Origin of the sequence: Novosphingobium umbonatum, assembly GCF_004005905.1 — a bacterium.
GTDB classification, from domain to species: domain Bacteria; phylum Pseudomonadota; class Alphaproteobacteria; order Sphingomonadales; family Sphingomonadaceae; genus Novosphingobium; species Novosphingobium umbonatum.
Map to the genome: position 1 here is coordinate 158490 of NZ_SACO01000003.1, position 21189 is coordinate 179678.

The window sequence follows — 21189 nt, forward strand, 5'->3', positions numbered from 1 at the left end:
CAAGCCATTATGACCGGTTTTGATATCCTTGTGCTGGTGGTGGTGGGCCTTGCCGCTACCTATGGTTTTCTGCGTGGCTTTGTGCAGGAGGCGATTTCGCTTTTCGCGATTGCCGCCTCGATCATCGCCATCCGCACTCTGCACACGCCTTTGGCCAATGTTCTGGGGCCAAAGGTCGGCACGGAAAGCGGCGCAAGTGTTCTGGCCTTTTTCCTGCTGTTGATCTTGCCCTATGTGGCTGTGCGTCTGCTTGCGCGGGCCTTGGGTTCGGCCTCGCGCGCTTCGGCCTTGGCGCCGGTGGATCGCGTGCTGGGCTTTGGCTTTGGCGCGGTGAAGGGCACGATCATTATCGTGATGGGCTTTTCGGTGATCGTGCTGTTTTACGATACGATCTGGGGGCCCGGTGGTCGGCCTGACTGGATGACCAAGGCGCGCACCTATCGCTTTATCGATGCTTGCAGCGTGGAAATGGTCAATCGCATTGCAGAGCGACGCAAGGCTTCGGCGGAAGCTGCCGCCAGCCCCACTCCTTCGCCAGAGCCCAGCGCGACCGCTACCCATCGCAAGCGGCACAAGGGGGCCTGATGGCCTTGGCCAGCGTTGCCGCCCTTTACACGCCGCAAGTGTTGATGCTGGCCACCTCGCTGGTGTCCTATCCGCTCGATGAAGCGCTTCCGCTGCAAGGCCATGCGCGCTCGGCATCCTGTGGCAGCAGCTTGCGCGTTGCTTTGGCGCTGGATGCGTCGGGCGCGATCGATCGCATAGGTGTGGCGGCACAAGCCTGTGCCATCGGTCAGGCGGCCACGGCGATTATGCTGGGCGCGGCAAAGGGGCTTGCGCTGGAAGATTTCCGGCGGGCCGAAACTGCCTTGCAAAACTGGCTGTCAGGCGAGGGTGATCTGCCCGATTGGCCGGGGCTGCATGTGCTGGAACCGGCGCGTGCCTTTGCCGGAAGGCATGGCGCGATCCTGCTTGGCTGGCAGGCGGTGATCAACGCTTTTTCCAGCGCAGACGCGGCATAACCCACCCTTTTGTGCGGATTGCTGCACCTTTTTTATTATCCCACACAAATCTCTGTTGCGCGGCAGCAACTTGTTGCTTTGCACATGCTGCAGGTGTTAGCCTGCAACATGCTCTGGGAGGAGTGATGAGATATGACAACACAATCAGAACAGAAGTCCGAAACGGTCATCATCAAGAAATATGCGAACCGTCGGCTGTATAACACCCAGTCCTCGAGCTATATCACGCTGGACCATCTGGCCAAGATGACCCGCGAGGGCATTGAATTCCGCGTGCTGGACGCCAAGACCGGCACCGATATCACCCACCAGATCCTGACGCAGATCATCATGGAAGAGGAAGCCAGCGGCGAGCAGATGCTGCCCGTCAACTTCCTTCGCCAGTTGATCGGCATGTATGGCAATTCGATGCAGGGCTTGATCCCGCATTATCTGGAAGCCTCGATGGACCAGTTCCGCGCCAACCAGCTCAAGCTGCGCAAGGCGTTTGAGGAAAGCATCGAGAGCAACCCGCTGGCCAAGCTGGCGCAGCAGAATATTGCCATGTTCCAGGCGGCGGCGGCGGCCTTCATCCCCGGCGCCGAAGCGGGCGGGGAAACGGCTGCGGCAGAGCCTGCCAAGGAAAAGCCTGCTGAAGGCGGCACGCGTGAGGAACTGGATGCTCTGCGCAGCCAGATGGCCGAGATGCAAAAGATGCTGGACAAGCTGGCCAAGTAAGCCATCGGGCCAGCCCGTATCATGGGCTGGCCCGCGATACCTTTGGTGCATTCCCTGTCTGGACTGGACGGTTCGGGGCCGCTAGGGCTTTGCGCCATGAACCAGAAGACTCAAAGCCCCGCCGCCAAAATCCGCCACGCCCTGACCATCAAGCGCGAGGAAGATTTCGCGCAATGGTATCAACAGGTTGTTTCTGAAGGGGAAATGGCGGAAGAAAGCGGCGTGCGCGGCTGCATGGTGATCAAGCCATGGGGCTATGGCATCTGGGAACGCATTCAAAAGCTGATGGATGCGCGGATCAAGGAAGCCGGCGTCGACAATTGCTATTTCCCGCTGTTCATCCCCTTGAGCTATTTTGCCAAGGAAGCGGACCATGTTGATGGTTTCGCCAAGGAAATGGCCGTTGTTACCCATCACCGCCTGATCGCCGATGGCAAGGGCGGCCTGATCCCCGATCCCGAAGCCAAGCTGGAAGAGCCGCTGATCGTGCGCCCCACCAGCGAGACGGTGATCGGTGCCGCCATGGCGCGCTGGGTTCAGAGCTGGCGCGATCTGCCCTTGATGGTCAACCAATGGGCCAATGTGGTGCGTTGGGAAATGCGAACCCGCATGTTCCTGCGCACCAGCGAATTCCTGTGGCAGGAAGGCCATACCGCCCATGCCGACCGCGAGGATGCGCTGAAGGAAACTCTGCGCGCGCTGGAAATGTATCGCGACTTTGCCGAAAACGTGCTGGCCATGCCGGTGGTGGCCGGTGAAAAGCCCGAGAACGAGCGCTTCCCCGGCGCCGTGGCCACCTATTCGATCGAAGCCATGATGCAGGATGGCAAGGCTTTGCAGGCGGGCACCAGCCATTATCTGGGCACCGGCTTTGCCGAGGCGGCGGGCATCCGTTACCAGAACCGCGAGGGCGAGCAGGCCTTGGCGCATACCACCAGCTGGGGCGTTTCCACCCGCATGATCGGCGGCCTAATCATGACCCATGGCGATGACGATGGGCTGCGCGTGCCGCCCGCCATCGCGCCGCATCAGATCATCATCCTGCCCATGCTGCGCGAGGATGATGGCGACGAGGCATTGCTGGCCTATTGCGAGGAACTGCGCCGCGAATTGGTCAAGCTGTCGGCTTTGGGCGAACCTTTGCGCGTTCTGCTCGACAAGCGTGCCGGCAAGGCCACGCAGAAGCGTTGGGCCTGGGTCAAGAAGGGCGCGCCGATCATTCTGGAAATCGGCGGGCGCGACGCGGCCAATGGTCAGGTTTCGGCTCTGCGCCGCGATGCCCTGTGGCGCGAGGATGCCAAGGTGAATTTTGTGGCGCAGGCCAAGGAAGCCTTCATCGCCGCCGCCGCCGCCGAGCTGGAAAGCATTCAGGCCAATCTGCACGCACAGGCCACCGCCCAGCGCGATGCCAATATCACCCGCGGCCTGACCACGCTGGACGAACTGGCCGCCTATTTCGGCGAGGACAAGAAATACCCCGGCTGGGTGGAAATGGGCTGGAGCCGTCCCACCGGCGCGGCGTTGGACAAGGTGGTGGAGCAGTTGAAAGCGCTCAAGCTGACCATCCGCAACACGCCGATGGATGGTCGCCCTGTGGAGGGCAACTGCCCCTTCACCGGCGAGCCTGCGGTAGAATGGATCTACGTGGCGCGCAGCTACTAATAATCCGAATGGCGGCATCCCAAGGGTGCCGCCATTTCTCTATCTACGCCAGATAGCTAACTTTCGCAGAGCACCGCGCCATGGCATTCTTGATGCCATGATCCGACACGCCCTTATCGCCGCAGCTTTGCTGCCTGCCGCAGCCTCTGCCCAAACCGTTCCTTCACCCGAACGCCTGCGTGCCACAGTGAGCACATTGGTCAGCTTCGGCACGCGCCACACGCTTTCCTCTCAGGACGACCCCAAGCGCGGGATTGGCGCTGCGCGGCGCTGGGCCGAGGCGCAACTCCGCCGAATCGGGGCGCAATGCAGCGATTGTCTGGTCATAGACCTGCCCGAACGCATGGTCACCAGCGCGCGCATCCCCACGCCAACCCGTCTGGTCAATGTGGTGGCCATTCAAAAGGGGACAGAGCGGCCCGATGAAGTGACTATCATTCAGGCCCATATCGACACGCGTGTCTCCGATCCCATGAATGCCACCGCCGATGCTCCGGGCGCCAATGATGATGGTTCGGGCGTGGCCCTGGTGCTGGAAGCGGCGCGGATCATGTCGAAGCGCCAATTCCCTACCACGGTGGTCTATGCCATCTTGTCGGGCGAGGAGCAGGGCTTGCTGGGCGGACGCCTGTTGGCCGATGTGGCGGCAGAGCGCGGGTGGAAGGTGAAAGCTGTGCTCAACAATGATATTGTGGGCAACACGCGCGGCTCGGACGGCTTGGTGGATGACAAGCATATCCGCGTCTTTTCTGAAGGCCCGCGCGCCAATGCCGATGCCAAGCTGACCGCCGCCCAGCGTCGTGAAGGGGGCGAGAATGACGGGCCGAGCCGCAATCTCTCGCGCTTTATCGCGGGCCTGTCCGCGCCCGATCTGGCCGTGCGGCAAGTGTGGCGAGCCGATCGCGTGGGGCGGGGAGGGGATCATCTGCCGTTCGAGGAAAAGGGCTTTCCGGCGGTGCGCTTCACGGTGGCGGTGGAAAATTACGACCACCAGCATCAGGACATCCGCCGCGAAGGCGCCACGCAATTTGGCGATACGATGGAATTCATGGACTTCCCCTATCTGGCCCGCGTCACCGCTCTCAACATCCGCGCCGCCACTGCTATAGCCGCCGCGCCCATGCCGCCAGCGGCAACCCAGAAGATTGCCGTTTCGCCCGATACCCAGCTTTCATGGAACGCGGTGGCGGGCGCCAAATCCTATGCCCTGTGGCGCCGCAGAACCGATGCCAGCGGGTGGGAGGCCAAGCCCTTTGCCATCACACAGGGCACCAGCATCACCTTGAAAGGCCTGCGCGGCGATGACTGGTTCTTTGGCCTTTCCGCCCGCGCCGCCAATGGCGCGCAAAGCCCGATTGCCAGCGCCTTGCCCGGTGGCGCCTATGAAAGGGCCGCCCCTTGACTGTGTGAGGGCTTGCCTCGGCCCTTGTTTGCGCTCATGGCATCCCCATGCCTTTTGACAAGAAACCCTCGCGCAAGACCCTTTCGCCCCGCACCGGGAACACCCCGCGCAAGCCCAAGTTTGAACCGGGCCTGCCCACGCGCCAGCAAGTGCTGGATTTCATCAGCAATGCCACCGAGGAAGTGGGCAAGCGCGAGATTGCCAAGGCCTTTGGCCTGAAAGGGCAGGAGAAGATCCAGCTCAAGGCCCTGTTGAAAGACATGGCCGATGAAGGCCTGATCGACGGCAAGCGTACCGCCTATCACCGCATGGGCGGCGTGCCCAAGGTGACCGTGCTGCGCGTGGTGGATATCGAGGATGGCGAACCGATTGCCATTCCCGACAATTGGGAGCCCGATGACGCCACCCCGCCGCCCCGCCTGCGCATTGTGGAACCACGCGGCAGCGCCAAGAAAGGCCCCGCCACTCGCGGGATTGGCCCGTTAAAGCCGGGCGACCGCATTCTGGCCCGCACCGAGGAAGCCGGCGCTGGCTGGTTGGCCCATGCGATGAAGAAAATGCCTTCCTCGCTGGAAGCGGTGATGGGCGTGGTGGAACTGGACGGCGCGGGCAAGGGCTGGCTGGCGCCGGTGGACAAGCGCGAACGCCATGCCTCCCCCATTTCCGATCTGGGCGGGGCAGAGGCGGGGCAATTGGTGCTGGCCGAACCGGCAGGCCGATCCCCGCGTGCGGGCATGCGGGTGACGGCGGTGCTGGGCGATCCGCTGGCGCCCAAGGCGTTCAGCCTGATTGCCATTCACAAACATGGCATCCCGCATGTGTTCACCAGCGAAGTGGTGAGCGAGGCGGAACTGTCGGCCAAGCAATCCCTGTCGCGGGAAAAGCGTGAGGATCTGACCCATTTGCCCATCGTGGCCATCGACCCCAGCGACGCGCGCGACCATGACGATGCGATCTGGGCCGAGGAAGACGGGCAGGGGGGCTGGCGCGCTGTGGTGGCGATTGCCGACGTGTCCTTCTATGTCCGCCCTGGCGGCGCGCTGGACCGCGAGGCGCGCAAGCGTGGCAATTCGGTCTATTTCCCCGACCGCGTGGTGCCGATGCTGCCCGAAGTGCTATCGGCCGATGTCTGTTCATTGAAGGCGGGGGCGCCGCGCGCGGCCATGGCCTGCCACATGACCTTTGATAGCGCGGGCAAGATGACATCTTTCCGCTTTACCCGCGCCATCGTGCAAATTGCCGAAGTGATAGCCTATGAGGAAGCGCAGGCGCGTATCGATGAGGCGCGCGCGCAGCCGCATCTGGTCAGCCTGTGGGGCGCATGGGCAGCCTTGGCCAAGGCGCGGGAAGCGCGCGATCCGCTCAATCTGGAACTGCCCGAACGCCGCGTGATGCTGGACGAGAAGGGGCGGATTACCTCCATCGCTCTGCGCGAACGTCTGGACGCGCATCGCGTGGTGGAAGATTTCATGATCGCGGCCAATGTGGCGGCGGCCAAGGCTTTGGAAAGCAAGGTAGCCCCTGTGGTCTATCGTATCCATGAACCGCCAAACCGCGAAAAGCTGATCGCGCTCAAGGATTATCTGGCGACCTTCGAGCGCAAGCTGTCGCTGGGACAGGTGATTACGCCCGCGCTGTTCAACCGCATGCTGTCGGCCATTGAGGATGAGGCGGAAAAGGCGCTGATTATGGAGGCGGTGCTGCGTAGCCAGACGCAGGCCTATTATGGTCCGCGCAATGCGGGCCATTTTGGGCTGGGATTGGGCAGCTATTCGCATTTCACCTCGCCCATCCGCCGCTATTCCGACCTTTTGGTGCATCGCGCTTTGGTCGATTCCTTTGGTTTAGAACAGCCCGCGCCGCATGAGGATCTGCCCGAGGCTTCCGGCCTGCATGCCCGCGACGGCGCCGATCTGGGCAAGATTTGCGATGCCATTTCGGTGGCCGAACGCCGCGCCATGACCGCCGAGCGCGAGACGATTGACCGCTATGTCGCCGCTTGGCTGGCCACCCGCGTGGGCGAAGTGTTTGATTGCCGCATCACCGGCGTGCAGCGCTTTGGCCTGTTCGCCACGATCATCTCACTGGGCGGCGATGGTTTGGTGCCCATTTCGGTGCTAGGCGATGAACGCTTTTTCCATGATGAAAAGGCGCAAGCGCTGGAAGGTGAGCGCACCGGCACGCGCTTTTCCATGGGCGACCGTATCCGCTTGCGTCTGGCCGAGGCCAATCCCTTGACCGGCGCGTTGAAATTCGAGCCGGAGGATAGCGAAGGCCGGATCGAGGCCCGTGGTGGCCACCGCGAGGACAAGCCCAAGCGCGAGCCTCTGTTCAAGCGCGGCAACCATCTGGTGGGCAAGCGTGGGCGTCCGGCCAATATCCGCCATCAGGGCAAGAAGAAGCGCTAACTGAGGCGATCGATCTCGGCTTCGCTCATGCCACCGGGAACGACAAATAGCGGGCAGGGAAGGGCGCCGATCCCTGCCCCCGTGAAATGGCTGATCAGCGGTCCGGGGGTGCCTTGCGAAGCGGCGCCCAGAACCAGAGCGGCCACTTCGGGGTGCTGTGCCAGATAGGTTTGCACCACCTTGATCGGGTCACCAGCGCTGACGCTGATGACCGGCATCAGGCCCGCTTCGGACATCACGCTGCCTGCTGCCGCCGTAGCCACGGTTTCGGCGCGGGCGCGGGCCTCGTCCTCGATGGTGGCCTGAATGCTGCCGAATGCGGAAAATGGCTGACGTGGTACGACAGCCAAAATATGCACCTGCCCCTCGGTCTTGATCGCGCGGCGCGTGGCAAAGCGCAGAGCGACAACGGATTCGTCCGTCTCATCCATGATAACCAAATAGACACGCATGGGCGTCACCTTTTAGCCACGAGCCATTAGTTTTGTGCGTAGACCTATCAACCACATTCCTATTCCGCGCAAGCATCTTGCCGAACGTGAACAATGTGGGCAGAAGCGCTTTGATTCCATCACCAAGAAGGACGCGAAGCACCCATGCCGATCGCAATCAAAATGCCCGCCTTGTCCCCCACCATGGAGCAGGGGAAACTGGCCCGCTGGCTGGTGAAGGTTGGCGATACGGTCAGCGCTGGCGACATCATGGCCGAAATCGAAACCGATAAGGCCACGATGGAGTTTGAAGCTGTTGATGAAGGCACGATTGTTTCCATCGAAGTGGCCGAAGGCACCGATGGCGTGGCCGTTGGCACGGTGATCGCCCAATTGGCGGGTGAAGACGAAGATGCCAGCGCGCCCGTGGCCAAGCCCGCTGCCGCCGCTCCGGTGGCTGCTGCGGCCCCTGTGGCCGCTGCGCCTGTCGCCGCTGCTGCCCCCGTGGCCGTTGCCGCCAAGGGTGACCGCGTGATCGCCACGCCGCTGGCCAAGCGCATTGCCGCGATCAAGGGTCTGGACCTGTCGGGCGTTGCGGGCACCGGCCCCAATGGCCGCATCGTGAAGGCTGACGTGGAAGGCGCTTCGCCTGTTGCCGCTGCGCCCGTGGCCGCGCCTGCTGCTGCGCCCGCTCCGGTGGCCGCTCCTGCTGCGCTGCCCGACTTTGGCATTCCGCATGAGGACGTTTCGCTGTCCGGCATGCGCAAGACCATCGCGCGCCGCCTGACCGAATCGAAGCAGACCGTGCCGCATATCTATCTGACGGTGGACGTGCGTCTGGACGCCCTGCTCAAGCTGCGCACCGAACTCAACAGCGCTTTGGCCGCGCGCGGTGTGAAGCTGTCGGTCAATGACATGCTGATCAAGGCTCTGGGCGTGGCCCTCACGCAGGTGCCCCAGTGCAATGTCGCCTTTGCCGGTGACACGCTGCGCCAGTACAGCCGCGCTGACATCAGCGTGGCCGTGTCGATCCCCAACGGCCTGATCACTCCGATCGTCACCGATGCCGCTGGCAAGGGTCTGGCCAAGATCAGCACCGAAATGGGCGACCTTGGCAAGCGCGCCAAGGAAGGCAAGCTGGCCCCCAACGAATATGTTGGCGGCACGGCCAGCCTGTCGAACATGGGCATGATGGGCATCAAGCAGTTCGAAGCCATCATCAACCCGCCGCAGGCCATGATCATGGCCATTGGCGCCGGTGAAAAGCGCCCCTGGGTGCTGGAAGACGGCTCGCTGGGCGTGGCATCGGTCATGTCGGCCACCGGCAGCTTTGACCACCGCGCCATTGACGGTTCGGACGGCGCACAGCTGATGAAGGCCTTCCGCGAACTGGTGGAAAACCCGCTGGCTCTGCTGGCCTAAGCTGCGATGATCGAGCCGACATCGCCGCGTTCGTCCGCCGAACCTGTCATCCGCGTGACCGCCATGCCGGCGGACGCGAATATGTATGGTGACATTTTCGGCGGATGGCTGCTGTGTTTGATGGACAATGGTGCGGGGCTGGTTGCCTCGCGCCATGCCCGGGGCCGCGCGGTGACCATCGCGATGGACGGGGTACAGTTCCTGAAGCCGGTTAAGGTTGGCGATGAAGTCTCTGTTTATGGCGAGATAATCAAGGTGGGCCGGTCGTCGATGACCATTCATATCGAGGCATGGCGGCGCGACCGCTTTGAACTGGAAATGATTCAGGTCACCGCGGCCACCTTCACCTTTGTGGCAGTTGATGATTCCGGCAGGCCGCGCGAAGTAGCGGCCGTTCCGGTGGTTCAGGAGTAAGACTTGTGGCTGAACAGTATGATGTGATCGTTCTGGGTTCGGGCCCTGGTGGCTATGTTGCGGCGATCCGCTCGGCCCAATTGGGGCTGAAGACGGCCATTGTGGAGCGCGAAAATCTGGGCGGTATCTGCCTGAACTGGGGCTGCATTCCTACCAAGGCGCTGCTGCGTTCGGCAGAAGTGTTCCACCAGATGCAGCATGCCAAGGCCTATGGTCTGTCGGCCACCGGCGTTGCCGCCGATCTGGCCGCTGTGGTCGCCCGTTCGCGCGGCGTGGCCAAGCAGCTTAATCAGGGCGTGACGCATCTGATGAAGAAGAACAAGGTTGCCGTGCACATGGGCGTCGGCAAACTGCTGGCCCCCGGCAAGCTGGAAGTGAAGGGCGAAAAGGGCACCGAGGTCCTGACCGCCAAGCACATTATCGTGGCGACCGGTGCGCGTGCCCGCGACCTGCCCTTTGCGCCTGCCGATGGCAACCGCATCTGGACCTATCGCCATGCGATGACGCCCAAGGAAATGCCGACCAAGTTGCTGGTGATCGGTTCGGGCGCAATCGGCATCGAATTTGCCAGCTTCTACAACGATCTGGGCGCTGATGTGACCGTGGTCGAAATGGCCGACCGCATCGTGCCTGCCGAAGACGCTGACGTCTCGGCCTTCCTTGAAAAGTCGCTGACCAAGCAGGGCTTCAAGATCCGCACCAAGACGGGTCTGGAAGGTCTGGTGGCCGATGCCAAGGGCGTGAAGGCCAAGATCAAGGCCCCCGATGGCAAGGTGACCGAGGAAGAGTTCAGCCATGTGATCGTGGCCGTGGGCGTTGTCGCCAATACCGAGAATATCGGTCTGGAAACCTTGGGCATTCCCACCGAGCGTGGCATCATCAACACCGATCCGCTGGGCCGCACCAACGTCAAAGGCGTGTGGGCCATTGGTGACGTGACGCCCGGACCGTGGTTGGCGCATAAGGCCAGCCATGAAGGCGTGACCGCTGCTGAAGCCATTGCGCAGGAATTCGGTAACAAGGAAGTCCACCCGCATGGTCTGGACCGCCGCAATATTCCGGGCTGCACCTATTGCCACCCGCAGGTGGCCAGCGTCGGCCTGACCGAGGCCAAGGCCAAGGAAGCCGGTTACACGCTCAAGGTTGGCACCTTCCCCTTCATCGGCAATGGTAAGGCCATCGCTCTGGGTGAGCCGGAAGGCTTCATCAAGACGGTGTTTGATGCCAAGACCGGCGAATTGCTGGGCGCCCACATGATCGGCGCCGAAGTGACCGAATTGATTCAGGGCTATGTGGTGGGCAAGACGCTGGAAACCACCGAGCAGGAACTGATGAACACGGTCTTCCCGCATCCAACCCTGTCGGAAATGATGCATGAAGCCACTTTGGCGGCTTATGGTCGTGCCCTGCATATCTGATCAGGTCACTTTCAGTTAAGCATCCAAGCTGTTGAAAAGAGGGGAGGGGCCATAGAGTCTCTCCCCTTTTTTATGCGTGGTTAGCGGTGAATTAACCATCATGGGCGAGGGTGGGGGGATGATGAAGGCAAGCCCCTCCATTTCTTTGCGCATGGTGATGCTGGCGTGGGTTTCTGCGCTGGGCCTGATGCAGGTTCTGTTGTGGCGCTATCTGGGGCTGGGTTGGGGCTGGTTTGCAGCCTCGGGTGGGGCTTTGGTGGCCCTGTTGCTGTTGATCGCGCGGCAGAAATGGACAGAATGCCGTATTGATAGACGGGTTTTTGCGGTCGCTCTCCCGCTTTCGGTCCTGTTGCTGGTGCTGGGCGGTGAAGGCGGGCTGTTTTATGCCACGCCCGATTGGCAAGTCCGCTATGCCGTGCTGCATGATCTGGCCACGCAACCTTGGCCCTTTGCCTTTGCGCATCACGGTGGGCCGCTGATCCTGCGCTTGCCTTTGGGCATGTATCTCTTGCCCGGTCTTGTTGGGCAATATGCCGGTTTTTCTGCTGCTTGCTGGGCATTGTTGGTGCAGAATAGCCTGTTGCTGACGGGACTAATCGCCATGGGTTCGGCGCTGTTTGAAGGCGCAAGGCGGCAGTGGGTGGCGCTGGGCAGTTTTCTCGGATTTTCCGGTATGGATGTTCTGGGCCAATGGGTGGCCGGCAAATCTCTGGCGCTGCATCTGGAAGGCTGGGCCGGAGTGCAATTTTCCAGCACGATCACGCAAATATTCTGGGTGCCGCAGCATGCCATGGCAGGCTGGGTGCTGGCGCTGGCCTATTTACTGTGGTGGCGGGGTTTGGTGCCTTTGGCCGTGCTGGTGGCAGCCATGCCTTTGGTGGCTTTGCTGTCTCCCTTGGCCATGATCGGCGGATTGCCATTTGTGGCCTATGCAGGCGGAGTGGAGGTCTGGCGAAGGAAATGGCTCTGGCATGAGTTTCTTGCTGGGGCGCTGGCTCTTGTGGCTTGCGGACCTGCGCTGCTTTATCTCACGGCGGGAAGCGGTGCGGTGAAGCAAGGCGCGGCCCAATCTTTCCAGATCACAGGATATCCCATATTTATCCTGTTGGAAATTAGCGCTTATTGCTTAGCGCTCTGGCGAATGAAGCGTCAGCAGCCCTTTGGAATAGACACCAGGTGGATAGCGGTGCTGGCGCTGCTCGTCGTGCCTTGCGGGCAAATTGGAGACGGCGTGGATTTTGCCATGCGAGCCAGCATTCCGGCTTTGGCGATTTTGGCCTTGTCGATCGGCCATGCCTTGGGAGAACCGCAGCCATGGGCTAAAGAGGCCAAGGGCTGGATCATGGTTGCGTTGGTTTTTGGGATTGCAACGCCTGCGGGGGAGATCTGGCGGGCGGTGACTTGGCAAGCAGCAACGCCGGTTCTGTGCGGCTATCTGGGCGTCATCCGCAATGGCTATGCGACTTACACGGCGCCATGGGCAGCTTTGCCGGAAGCGATCAGGTCATCGGATACGCAAATGGTGGTGGCGCATAATCCTTATCGCTGCTGGTCAAAGCCTTGGCGGGATCCTGTGTCGGGCGAGGCTTCTTTTCAGCACCCATATTGATGTAAATAGCGGGGCCCCACACCGGTCACCACGTTGGGTTTATAATCCACATTATGTAAACAAAGATCAGCGGCAGTGCGCTTAGACATCTACCCACATGCCATCATAGCCCACTTCCACATGGGCAGGCACCTCCTGGCTCAGCGTTGCATAATCCATGCTCTTATCCAGATGCGTCAGCACCACCCGCTTGGCCTTGGTAATCCGCGCCAGTTCCAAAGACATGCTCAAATTCGCGTGGGTTGGATGCGGATCACGCCGCAGACAGTCCACCACCAGCAAATCGCTGCCGTAGAACAAATTGACCATCTCATCGGAAATCTCGCTGAAATCCGTGGCATAGCTCACAACCTTGCCATCGCAGTCGAAGCGGAAGCCGGTGCTCATGGCAGGACCGTGCCGCATCAGGCACCAGTCCACGCCAAAGCCGACACACATTTTCAGCCGGTCAAGCGTCTCCAATTGCACGATCGTCGGATAGCCAAACTGCCCCGCAAACACATATCCGAAGCGATTGCGCAGTCGCCGCACCGTTTCTTCCGCTCCATAACCCAGCAGCGGTCCACCGCGACCGTAACGGAACGGGCGCAAGTCATCGATGCCGTGGCAATGGTCGGCATGGTCGTGCGTCCAGAACACAGCATCAAGACGGTGGATGTCATTGGCCATCAATTGCTGGCGCAAATCGGTGCTGGTATCGACCAAAAGCCGCGAACCTGCGTCATTTTCCAAAAGGATCGAGGCACGCGTACGGCGGTTTTTCGGTTCGTTGGGATTGCAATCGCCCCAATCTGGTCCATCCGGTCCCGCCAGGCGCGGCACGCCGGTTGAGGTCCCGCTGCCCAGCAACAAGACCTTCATGCGCGCACCGCCTTGGCAAACAGCCGATAGAAATTCGCGGTCGTCTGCTCCGCTAAAGCTTCCGGTGTCACACCGCGCAGACCTGCCACAAAGCGCGCCGTGTCGGCCGTGAAGGCTGGCTCACAAGTCTTGCCGCGATGGGGGACGGGGGCCAGCCATGGGGAGTCGGTTTCCACCAGCAACCGATCCTCAGGTATTTCCGCAGCAAAGCCTTGCAAGTCTTTGGCACTCTTGAAAGTTACAATGCCGGACAGCGAGATGGTCAACCCCAAATCCAGCATCCGCCGCCCGAAATCGGCCGAGGCGGTAAAGCAATGGATCAGCGCCGGAAAGGCTCCCATGGCCATTTCTTCTTCCAGAATGCGCGCCGTATCCTCCTCCGCATCGCGGGTATGGATCACCAGCGGCAGACCGGTTTCGCGCGCGGCGCGGATATGGGTGCGGAACACATCTTGCTGCACCTGCCGGTCGGAATGGTCGTAGTAATAGTCCAGACCACCCTCGCCCAGCCCTACCACTTTAGGATGGGCCGAGGCCGCCAGCAAAGCCGCCTCGCCCAGATCCTGATGGTCGTCGGCCTCATGCGGGTGGATACCCACCGTGGCCCAAACGTCAGCGTGACGCTCGGCGGTGGCAATCACCGCTTCCCATTCGCTGCGCATGGTGGAAATGTTCAGGAACGCGCCGATCCCCGCTGCCCGCGCACGGTCCAGCACGGCGGCTTGATCTTCCACCACGCCCTTGTGGTTGAGATGGCAGTGGGAATCGATCAGCATCAGTCGGCGTCCACCGGCATTTCCAGACGGGGGAACACGCCCACCGGCTGCGACAGGGTAAAGCCCGATTGGCGAAGGCGTTCATACCAAGTATAGGGATCGAGAGTATTTTCGTAAATCGATCCTAAGTTCCGCTCATCAGCTGGAATCCCCATCTGGTCTAGCAGCCTGTTAGCACTGTCTGGAATGACCGGTGCGATTGCGATTGCTAGATCCCGTAGCTGCAAGAACAACATAGCCAGAACGTCTTTCATGCGCTCCGGATTTTCTTTCTTTAATTTCCAAGGCGCCTGAGCATCGATGTATTGATTGCAAGCGTAAACAGCTCGCATCCAGCAATCAATTCCTTGTGAAAAATCCATCTTTTCAAATAATGGAATGAGGCCTTCGGCCAACTCTTTATACTGAATTTCGGCCAAGTTAATTTCTTCTTGGAAGGAATTGCCATTGAATTCCGGCAATTCGCCACCCAGATTTTTGAAGATAAGGCTAAGCGTGCGCTGCGCCAGATTGCCGAAACTGTTGGCCAATTCGGCATTGCAGCGCGTCACAATCGCCTTGGCGGAATAGCTGCCGTCGTTCCCAAAGCTGACTTCGCGCATCAGGAAATAGCGCAAGGCGTCCACGCCAAAGGTTTCGGCCAGTTCAAGCGGGTCCACCACATTGCCAAGGCTCTTGGACATTTTCTCGCCACGATGCAGCAGGAAGCCATGACCAAACACCGTTTTGGGCAGAGGCAAATCCGCGCTCATCAGGAAAGCGGGCCAATAGACGGTGTGGAAACGCACAATATCCTTGCCGATCAGGTGGATATTGGCAGGCCACCACTTTTCCATCTCCGGCGTTTTTTCCGGATAGCCAAGGCCGGTGATATAATTGGTCAGCGCATCGACCCAAACATACATCACATGGCCTGGCGCATCGGGCACCGGTACACCCCAATCAAACGAGGTGCGCGAAACAGACAGATCGCGCAAACCGCCCTTTACAAAGCTGATCACTTCGTTGCGGCGGCTCTCGGGCTGGATGAAATCGGGGTTGGCTTCAAAATAGGCCAGCAGCTTGTCGCCATAGGCAGACAGGCGGAAGAACCAGCTTTCTTCCACATTCCATTCCACCGGCGTGCCTTGCGGAGACAGCTTTACCCCGCCTTCGCCTTCGACCAGTTCGCTTTCGTCATAAAAAGCCTCGTCGCGCACCGAATACCAGCCTTCGTAGCGGTCGAGATAGAGGTCGCCCTTGTCCGCCATCGCGCGCCAGATGGCCTGGCTGGCGGTGTAATGTTCGGGCGCGGTGGTGCGCTGGAAACGGTCATAGGAAATATTCAACGCATCACACATGGCCTGAAAATGCGCGCTCATCTCGTCGCACAGGTCGCGCACAGTCATGCCAAGCTCGCGCGCCTTTTGCGCCATTTTCAGCCCGTGTTCGTCCGTGCCGGTCTGGAAACGCACGTCGCGGCCCTGCGCCCGCTGGAAACGGGCGATGACATCGGCGGCAATCGCTTCATAGGCATGGCCAATATGCGGCTTGCCATTGGGATAGGCGATGGCGGTGGTGATATAGAATGGTTCGGCCATGGGCCTGCAATACCTGTGCTGGAGAGAAATGTCGGCTGCCTCTCTAGGCAGGAGCGCGGGGGGAGGAAACAGTTTTTTGAAAGCGCAGCGCGATACCGGCCCGTTTAATGCGCCGCCGCGATCAAACCGCCCAATTCCATGGCCAGCATGGCCGCGTCATAATTGAACTGCGGCGCTTCCAGCCCCAATCGGGCCACGGCGCTATGCGCCTCGATCAAACGTGCCTGCCGCGCCGGATCAGCCCCGCGCAAGGCACCCGCCAACACCGCCCGCGCCAGTTCGAAGGTTGCCGCCACCCGCTCCCGACTGGGCCTTGCGCCCAATTCAGCGGACAAAGCCCCACGCAGGCGGAAACCGGCGTCCCCTTCATCCAGCAAACGCTGCATCAACTGATGCACAGGCGCCAGATCTTCCTCGACAAATTCCAGCGCCACACCGGGCGAGCCTTGGGCGGCCACAATTGCAGCGGCGCGAGTGGCTTCATCGCTGTTGGGCACGGCGCGGCTGAGCACCAGTTCCACTTGGGCGTCAGGCAAAGGCGCAAAGCGCAGGATACGGCAGCGTGAACGGATGGTGGGCAGCAAACGCCCGATCCGATGCGCCACCAACAGGAAATAGGTGCCCTCTGGCGGTTCCTCCAAGGATTTCAGCAGGCAGTTGACCGCATTCTTTTCCAGATGGTCCGCCGGATCGATAATCACCACCCGTCGCCGCCCCAGTGTAGGCCGCGTGGTCAAGCGGCGCTGGAGGTTGCGGATTTCATCAATGGTGATCGCCCGCTTCCGGTTGAAGGGCTGGCCCGCCTCGCGCTTTTTCTCATCCTCCTTGGTCGCGGGGGGATGTTCGGGGATCAGGATATCGGGATGGGCATCGGGCTCTGGCTGGGGCACGCCCGCCTCGGCCACCAGTTCGGCGGCAGCGGCCAGAGCAAAACTGCCCTTGCCCACGCCTTGCGGGCCAGACAGTATCCATGCGTGATGCATCCGGTGGCCCGCCATAGCCTGCCGCCATTCGCGCCACGGGGCCTCATGGCCCAGCATCATAGCCATGGCGCAAGCGCTGCCATCACCGTGTGATGCACTTCCTCCGCCGCGCCGCCGCCCTGAATGCGGGCAAAGCGCTCTGGCTCCGCCTGCGCATAGGCGGCAAAGGCGGCGGCCACGCGGGCGTGATAATCGGCAGGCCTGCCGCCTATCCGGTCCGATCCGTCCACATCACGCGCGGCAAGGCGGGCAGCGGTGATCTCGGGTGCCACTTCAAACAACAGCGTCAGGTCGGGCAGCAGGCCTTCACTGCCGATGGCGTGCAATTGGCGAATATCTGCGTCGGAAAGGCCGCTACCGCCGCCCTGATAGGCACGACTGGAGTCCAGAAACCTGTCACACACCACCCAAGCGCCCCGCGCCAGAGCGGGGCGGATCAAACGCTCCACATGGTCGGCGCGGGCAGCGGCAAACAGCAGAGCCTCGGCCCTTGCCCCCCATCCCTCACCATCGGTGCCCAGCACCAGCGCGCGGATCGCTTCCGCCCCTGCGGTGCCGCCCGGTTCGCGGGTCATCACCACTTCCAGCCCGCGTTCGCGCAAAGCCTGCGCCAACAGGCGGCTCTGGGTGGATTTGCCCACCCCTTCCCCGCCTTCCAGCGCGATGAAACGGCCGATCGTCATGCCGGAGCCTTTTCCGGCGCGGGCGCGATCAGGCGTGCAAAACCGGTTTTAACCCGCTCGATAAAGCCGCCCTTGGCCACATCTTCCGCGGCCGTTACCGGCAGGCGCACCGGCTTGTTCTTGCCCAGCTGCACTTCCAGTTCGGCCACGGTGGTTCCCTTCACAATCGGCGCGACCAAAGGCCCGTGGTAGACAAGACGCATCGACACCGGCGCATGGCCGCCCTTAGGCAGCGTAACATAGAAATCGCGCGGGGCCTCCAGCTTCACCTCGCTTTTCATGCCCCCCTGCACGGCGGCAGAGGAAAGTGGCGTCCCTTCCGGCACCAAAGGCTTATCTTCCCAAGCGTTAAAGCCCCATTCCAGCAAGGCTTTGGCGGCGGCGGTGCGTTCCTTGGGCGTTTCCACACCGGCCAGCACCATCACCAGACGCCTTTTCCCCCGCAACGCCGAGCCGAGGAAATTGTAATGCGCCTCGCCGGTAAAGCCGGTCTTGATGCCGTCCGCGCCTTCCACAATGCCCAAAGTCGGATCATGGTTGGGCTGAGTTATGCCGTTCCAAGTCATCCCCTTTTGCCCGACATAGCGGTGGTAATAGTCAGGGTGGCGATGGATCATCGCCTCGGACAATTTGACCAGATCGCGCGCCGAGACATGGGTGACGCCCTTGTCCATCCAGCCATTGGGCGTGCCGAAATGGCTATGCGTCATGCCCAATTCCTTGGCCGTGGCGTTCATGCGCGCCACAAAGGCAGCGACACTGCCCCCCGCCCCTTCGGCCAGAACCACCGCGCCATCATTGGCCGATACATTCATAATGCCCAGCAACAGGTCGCGGACAGGCACCTGGCTGCCATCGGACAGGAACATCCGGCTGCCCTTGCTATGCCATTCGCGCCATGCCTCTCGGCTGACCTTGAAAGTCTGCTCCTCGCGCAATTCACCCTTGGCCAGCATTTCAAAGGCGACAAAGGCCGTCATCGTCTTGGTGACGGATGCAGGCAGGAAAGGCTGGTCCGCATTATGCTCATAAAGCGTGCGGCCAGAGCCAAGGTCTACCAACAAAGCCACCGGAGCCGCCGCCACAGCAGCAGGCGGCGCGGGGTCATTGTCGCTGGCAGGCGCGGCCTCGGCCATGGTGGTGGAGGTGGGCGAAGGCAAAGGTGGCGCCAGTGGCACCGACACCGTGCCCGAGGCATGGCCGCCATATAGCGCTACTATCGCCAAGCCGGAAACCGTCAGCAGCCCTGCTGCCATCACACCCTTATGCCAAGCGGTAAAAGCCAAAACGCGTCCTATTCCCCGTGCTGGATTCGCGCCTCGCTATATCCTGCGTTCCGCGCCTTCGCCAGCGCCCAGCCAGCCTGTTGCTCTTTGGCATAGGGCCCAAGTCGCACGCGCCACAATTTACCCACAGTTGTGACACTTGCGCCCAGTTTTTGCGCGACAGCCTGCGCGCGGGCGCGGTCGGAAAAGGCGCCGACTTGCACATAGATATGGCCCGAAAGCGCCAGTCGCGCGGTGGCTAAGGTTGGAGCTGGCCGCGATTCGGGCTGGCTCGGCGGGTTAACCGGATCGGCGACAGGCTCTGGCGCGGAATAATCAGCGCCAGCGGTGGGAGGCTGGATGGTGGGCGGCAGAATCTTGGGTGCCTTGGCCACCTTGCCTGCCCCTGCCTTCACCGGCTTGGCAGGCGCAACCGGCATCACACCGGCAGGTTGATTACCGCGCACCAGCGAGGCTCCGGCGCGGGTGGCGGCGGGGTCTTTTTCCAGACGGCGGATCAACACATCCAGCAAGGTCTTGGGCGTGGCCATTCGCTCCGGCGCGGCATGGCCAGAGCGCAGCAACGCCCGATCCGTCTCCAACGGGTTCACGCGGCGCACACGGATCGCACCATCTCCCGACAGGCCCAATTGCGCCGCCGCCATAGGCGAGAGTTCCAGCGCATGCGTGCCATCCATCGGCCCGCGCCTTTCCACCCGAACCAAGATTGTGCGGCCAGAGGCAAGGCTGGTGACCTCGACATAGCTGGGCAAGGGCAAAGTATGATGCGCGGCGCTATAGCCGGTGGCGGGGCCACCTACGCTGGCATAGCCCACGGCATCGTAATTCATCGTGTCGGCGGGGGTGAAAACCGTCGCGCCAATCTTGTAGGGATCGCCCAGGATCACCGGATAATCCGCCGAAGGATCATTTACCACCGGCAGCGCCACAGGCGCGCGCCCTACCGCCTGAGACCCCAGCAAAGCCAGAGCGCAAACGCCGCTCCACAGGCTGCGCCGCAACAGCGGCAATCTATCGGGCAATCTCATCGGCCAGTAACCCCACGCTCAAGGCATAATAATTGGAACAATTGTAATCGAGGATAACCCTATAATTACCGGTTAAGAGATAGGCGGTTTTCCCGATGCCATCCGGTTCAATCAACGCTGCCAGTGTGTTGTCGGCCAGATATTTTTCACTGGTGACGCCCAAGGCGCGCCATTCAGCCATGGTTTTCCACTGGCTGTGGCGGGCATGAACGCGGGCGCAGGAGGGTGATTCGAGGCGACTTTGTAGCGCATCACGGTTTAGGTCAGCCGGAACCTGCGCCTGTACGCCCCAAGGCAGGCCCTTTTGCCAGCCTGCGCTGCGGAAATAGGCGGCGATAGAGGCCAGTGTATCGGGGCGGCTGTTCCAGATATCGGCCAAGCCATCCCCATCGGCATCCTTGGCATAGCGCAGATAGACCGAGGGCAGGAATTGAGGGTTGCCCAAGGCCCCTGCCCAGCTGCCCGTCAGACGATCACGCGGGACGCCTTTGTCGGCCATTTTGAGCAGGGCGACAAATTCCCCCGCAAACAATTCCCGCCGCCGCCCTTCAAAGGCCAGCGTGGCCAAGGCTCGCGCCAGATCAAACCCGCCCTTGGCCGCGCCATAATCGGTTTCCGCGCCCCAGATCGCCAGCAGGATCGGCACCGGCACGCCATAGCGAGCCTCCACCTGCGCGCCGGTATCGCCAAGCCCCCGCAGCACCGCCCGCCCGCGGTTGATCCGCGCGGCATCCACATGCGACAGCCGATAGGGCGTATAGGCGGGCGGGGTCGGGCTATTGCTGGCGCCGGGTTGATTGCGGTCCAGTTGCACGACGCGAGGGTTATAGCTGATGCCGCTGGTCATGGCGGTAATCGTGGCCTCGCTCACCCCTTCGGCGCGGGCGCGGGCGGCCAGCATTTGCAGATAGGCCTGAAATCCATCGGGGTCTTGCGGTGTCGGCGCCGTTGCGGGGGCCAGATCCAAAGGTTGCGCAGGGATAATCGGCGCAGGCTGGGCATCGGCGATGGTGGTGATAGAGGCCAGAAGCCAGCAGCAGGCAGCACCCGAAAGCCAATTCTTGAAGCGGAAATTCAGCATGCCATGGCCTATGGCACAGTAAGCGGCCAAGAAAAAGGCGGCCTTCCTGCGCATATTGGCTCAACCACCCCTTGCGCTCTGCCCGCTGGACACGCTATGCGCCCATGCAACGGACAGGTGGCCGAGTGGTTTAAGGCAGCGGTCTTGAAAACCGCCGTGGGTGGAAGCCCACCGTGGGTTCGAATCCCACCCTGTCCGCCAATAGACATTGATTTTACTGATTCTTTTTCAAATAAGCATCCCAGTTCCCATAACCGCTCCCCGATAGGTCGCGCGCTAGGCGCTTTGGCATGGGCAATGCTGCCGGAGCGATTTTCCAGATCGGGCACACAAATTCAGGGAGTTTGCCCGGCTGGCGCATGTGCAGTTCGATACACACCCTACGCGACAAATCGCGGCTGGAAAT

At 61.5% G+C, this 21189-nt stretch carries 19 protein-coding genes and 1 tRNA gene; 11 read left to right on the forward strand and 9 right to left on the reverse strand.

All coding sequences use genetic code 11. The annotated features are described in order from the left end of the window. The first annotated feature begins 9 nt into the window (after positions 1-9). The 6 genes from EOE18_RS05235 to EOE18_RS05260 all read left to right on the forward strand — a co-directional run bounded on the left by EOE18_RS05235 (position 10) and on the right by EOE18_RS05260 (position 7211). Complete coding sequence (locus tag EOE18_RS05235; RefSeq protein ID WP_127706949.1) at positions 10-585, forward strand: CvpA family protein; 576 nt, start codon at positions 10-12, stop codon at positions 583-585. Next, positions 585-1022, forward strand: a complete 438-nt coding sequence (locus tag EOE18_RS05240; protein ID WP_181953015.1) for an iron-sulfur cluster assembly scaffold protein — start codon at positions 585-587, stop codon at positions 1020-1022. The genes EOE18_RS05235 and EOE18_RS05240 overlap by 1 nt, the downstream gene beginning before the upstream one ends. A 132-nt stretch (positions 1023-1154) precedes the next feature. Beyond that, positions 1155-1739, forward strand: a complete 585-nt coding sequence (gene phaR / locus EOE18_RS05245) for a polyhydroxyalkanoate synthesis repressor PhaR (RefSeq protein WP_127706951.1) — start codon at positions 1155-1157, stop codon at positions 1737-1739. A gap of 96 nt (positions 1740-1835) precedes the next feature. Further along, on the forward strand, positions 1836-3401 hold the full coding sequence (gene proS / locus EOE18_RS05250; protein ID WP_127706953.1) for a proline--tRNA ligase: 1566 nt from the start codon (positions 1836-1838) through the stop codon (positions 3399-3401). 97 nt (positions 3402-3498) lie between these two features. Next, positions 3499-4803: a M20/M25/M40 family metallo-hydrolase gene (locus EOE18_RS05255; protein ID WP_127706955.1), complete on the forward strand. Its 1305-nt coding sequence runs from the start codon at positions 3499-3501 to the stop codon at positions 4801-4803. A 47-nt stretch (positions 4804-4850) separates the two neighbouring features. Next, positions 4851-7211, forward strand: a complete 2361-nt coding sequence (locus EOE18_RS05260; RefSeq protein WP_127706957.1) for a ribonuclease R family protein — start codon at positions 4851-4853, stop codon at positions 7209-7211. Here the strand turns inward: EOE18_RS05260 and EOE18_RS05265 are convergent. Next, complete coding sequence (locus EOE18_RS05265; protein ID WP_127706959.1) at positions 7208-7663, reverse strand: universal stress protein; 456 nt, start codon at positions 7661-7663, stop codon at positions 7208-7210. The two genes, EOE18_RS05260 and EOE18_RS05265, sit on opposite strands and share 4 nt — an antisense overlap. Positions 7664-7807: 144 nt before the next feature. On the opposite strand from EOE18_RS05265, the gene EOE18_RS05270 reads away from it, so the two are divergent. The 4 genes from EOE18_RS05270 (at position 7808) to EOE18_RS05285 (ending at position 12505) form a co-directional block, all read left to right on the forward strand. Then, entirely contained in the window at positions 7808-9064 is a 1257-nt protein-coding gene (locus EOE18_RS05270) for a pyruvate dehydrogenase complex dihydrolipoamide acetyltransferase (RefSeq protein WP_127706961.1), read from the forward strand. A gap of 6 nt (positions 9065-9070) precedes the next feature. Further along, positions 9071-9478 carry an acyl-CoA thioesterase gene (locus EOE18_RS05275; RefSeq protein WP_127706963.1) on the forward strand — a complete coding sequence of 136 codons (408 nt, stop codon included), beginning with the start codon at positions 9071-9073 and terminating at the stop codon, positions 9476-9478. A 5-nt stretch (positions 9479-9483) separates the two neighbouring features. Next, positions 9484-10896: a dihydrolipoyl dehydrogenase gene (gene lpdA / locus EOE18_RS05280; RefSeq protein ID WP_127706965.1), complete on the forward strand. Its 1413-nt coding sequence runs from the start codon at positions 9484-9486 to the stop codon at positions 10894-10896. A gap of 118 nt (positions 10897-11014) precedes the next feature. Next, positions 11015-12505 carry a hypothetical protein gene (locus EOE18_RS05285; RefSeq protein ID WP_127706967.1) on the forward strand — a complete coding sequence of 497 codons (1491 nt, stop codon included), beginning with the start codon at positions 11015-11017 and terminating at the stop codon, positions 12503-12505. Between the two features lie 81 nt (positions 12506-12586). Here the strand turns inward: EOE18_RS05285 and EOE18_RS05290 are convergent, their stop codons facing one another. From EOE18_RS05290 to EOE18_RS05325, 8 genes are all read right to left on the reverse strand, one after another. After that, positions 12587-13366 (reverse strand): MBL fold metallo-hydrolase, encoded by a 780-nt coding sequence (locus tag EOE18_RS05290; RefSeq protein ID WP_127706969.1) that lies wholly within the window; start codon positions 13364-13366, stop codon positions 12587-12589. Next, on the reverse strand, positions 13363-14142 hold the full coding sequence (locus EOE18_RS05295; RefSeq protein WP_127706971.1) for a TatD family hydrolase: 780 nt from the start codon (positions 14140-14142) through the stop codon (positions 13363-13365). The genes EOE18_RS05290 and EOE18_RS05295 overlap by 4 nt, the downstream gene beginning before the upstream one ends. Further along, a complete protein-coding gene (metG, locus tag EOE18_RS05300) occupies positions 14142-15722 on the reverse strand; it encodes a methionine--tRNA ligase (protein WP_127706973.1) in 1581 nt (526 codons plus the stop codon). Before metG ends, EOE18_RS05295 begins: the two co-directional genes overlap by 1 nt. Before the next feature lie 104 nt (positions 15723-15826). Beyond that, on the reverse strand, positions 15827-16771 hold the full coding sequence (locus tag EOE18_RS05305; RefSeq protein WP_246027270.1) for an AAA family ATPase: 945 nt from the start codon (positions 16769-16771) through the stop codon (positions 15827-15829). After that, positions 16762-17388, reverse strand: a complete 627-nt coding sequence (gene tmk / locus EOE18_RS05310; protein WP_127706975.1) for a dTMP kinase — start codon at positions 17386-17388, stop codon at positions 16762-16764. Before tmk ends, EOE18_RS05305 begins: the two co-directional genes overlap by 10 nt. Then, a complete protein-coding gene (locus tag EOE18_RS05315) occupies positions 17385-18674 on the reverse strand; it encodes a D-alanyl-D-alanine carboxypeptidase family protein (RefSeq protein ID WP_246027271.1) in 1290 nt (429 codons plus the stop codon). Before EOE18_RS05315 ends, tmk begins: the two co-directional genes overlap by 4 nt. A gap of 8 nt (positions 18675-18682) precedes the next feature. Next, the gene (locus EOE18_RS05320; protein ID WP_127706977.1) at positions 18683-19702 is read right to left on the reverse strand and encodes an SPOR domain-containing protein; all 1020 of its coding nucleotides are present in this window, start codon (positions 19700-19702) and stop codon (positions 18683-18685) included. Next, positions 19686-20783: a lytic murein transglycosylase gene (locus EOE18_RS05325; protein WP_127706979.1), complete on the reverse strand. Its 1098-nt coding sequence runs from the start codon at positions 20781-20783 to the stop codon at positions 19686-19688. Before EOE18_RS05325 ends, EOE18_RS05320 begins: the two co-directional genes overlap by 17 nt. Positions 20784-20894: 111 nt before the next feature. Here EOE18_RS05325 and EOE18_RS05330 point away from each other — a divergent pair. Continuing rightward, positions 20895-20984 (forward strand) — tRNA-Ser (locus tag EOE18_RS05330). The last annotated feature ends 205 nt before the right edge of the window (positions 20985-21189 follow it).

Excerpts from the sequence above, each read along its gene's own strand:
- EOE18_RS05285 (WP_127706967.1), top strand. The coding sequence starts at position 11,015 with ATGATGAAGGCAAGCCCCTCCATTTCTTTGCGCATGGTGATGCTGGCG.
- EOE18_RS05240 (WP_181953015.1), top strand. The coding sequence starts at position 585 with ATGGCCTTGGCCAGCGTTGCCGCCCTTTACACGCCGCAAGTGTTGATG.
- metG (WP_127706973.1), bottom strand. The coding sequence starts at position 15,722 with ATGGCCGAACCATTCTATATCACCACCGCCATCGCCTATCCCAATGGC.
- tmk (WP_127706975.1), bottom strand. The coding sequence starts at position 17,388 with ATGACGATCGGCCGTTTCATCGCGCTGGAAGGCGGGGAAGGGGTGGGC.
- EOE18_RS05295 (WP_127706971.1), bottom strand. The coding sequence starts at position 14,142 with ATGCTGATCGATTCCCACTGCCATCTCAACCACAAGGGCGTGGTGGAA.
- EOE18_RS05305 (WP_246027270.1), bottom strand. The coding sequence starts at position 16,771 with ATGGCTATGATGCTGGGCCATGAGGCCCCGTGGCGCGAATGGCGGCAG.
- EOE18_RS05320 (WP_127706977.1), bottom strand. The coding sequence starts at position 19,702 with ATGAGATTGCCCGATAGATTGCCGCTGTTGCGGCGCAGCCTGTGGAGC.
- EOE18_RS05290 (WP_127706969.1), bottom strand. The coding sequence starts at position 13,366 with ATGAAGGTCTTGTTGCTGGGCAGCGGGACCTCAACCGGCGTGCCGCGC.
- EOE18_RS05325 (WP_127706979.1), bottom strand. The coding sequence starts at position 20,783 with ATGCTGAATTTCCGCTTCAAGAATTGGCTTTCGGGTGCTGCCTGCTGC.
- proS (WP_127706953.1), top strand. The coding sequence starts at position 1,836 with ATGAACCAGAAGACTCAAAGCCCCGCCGCCAAAATCCGCCACGCCCTG.
- EOE18_RS05255 (WP_127706955.1), top strand. The coding sequence starts at position 3,499 with ATGATCCGACACGCCCTTATCGCCGCAGCTTTGCTGCCTGCCGCAGCC.
- phaR (WP_127706951.1), top strand. The coding sequence starts at position 1,155 with ATGACAACACAATCAGAACAGAAGTCCGAAACGGTCATCATCAAGAAA.
- EOE18_RS05275 (WP_127706963.1), top strand. The coding sequence starts at position 9,071 with ATGATCGAGCCGACATCGCCGCGTTCGTCCGCCGAACCTGTCATCCGC.
- EOE18_RS05265 (WP_127706959.1), bottom strand. The coding sequence starts at position 7,663 with ATGCGTGTCTATTTGGTTATCATGGATGAGACGGACGAATCCGTTGTC.
- EOE18_RS05235 (WP_127706949.1), top strand. The coding sequence starts at position 10 with ATGACCGGTTTTGATATCCTTGTGCTGGTGGTGGTGGGCCTTGCCGCT.
- EOE18_RS05260 (WP_127706957.1), top strand. The coding sequence starts at position 4,851 with ATGCCTTTTGACAAGAAACCCTCGCGCAAGACCCTTTCGCCCCGCACC.
- EOE18_RS05270 (WP_127706961.1), top strand. The coding sequence starts at position 7,808 with ATGCCGATCGCAATCAAAATGCCCGCCTTGTCCCCCACCATGGAGCAG.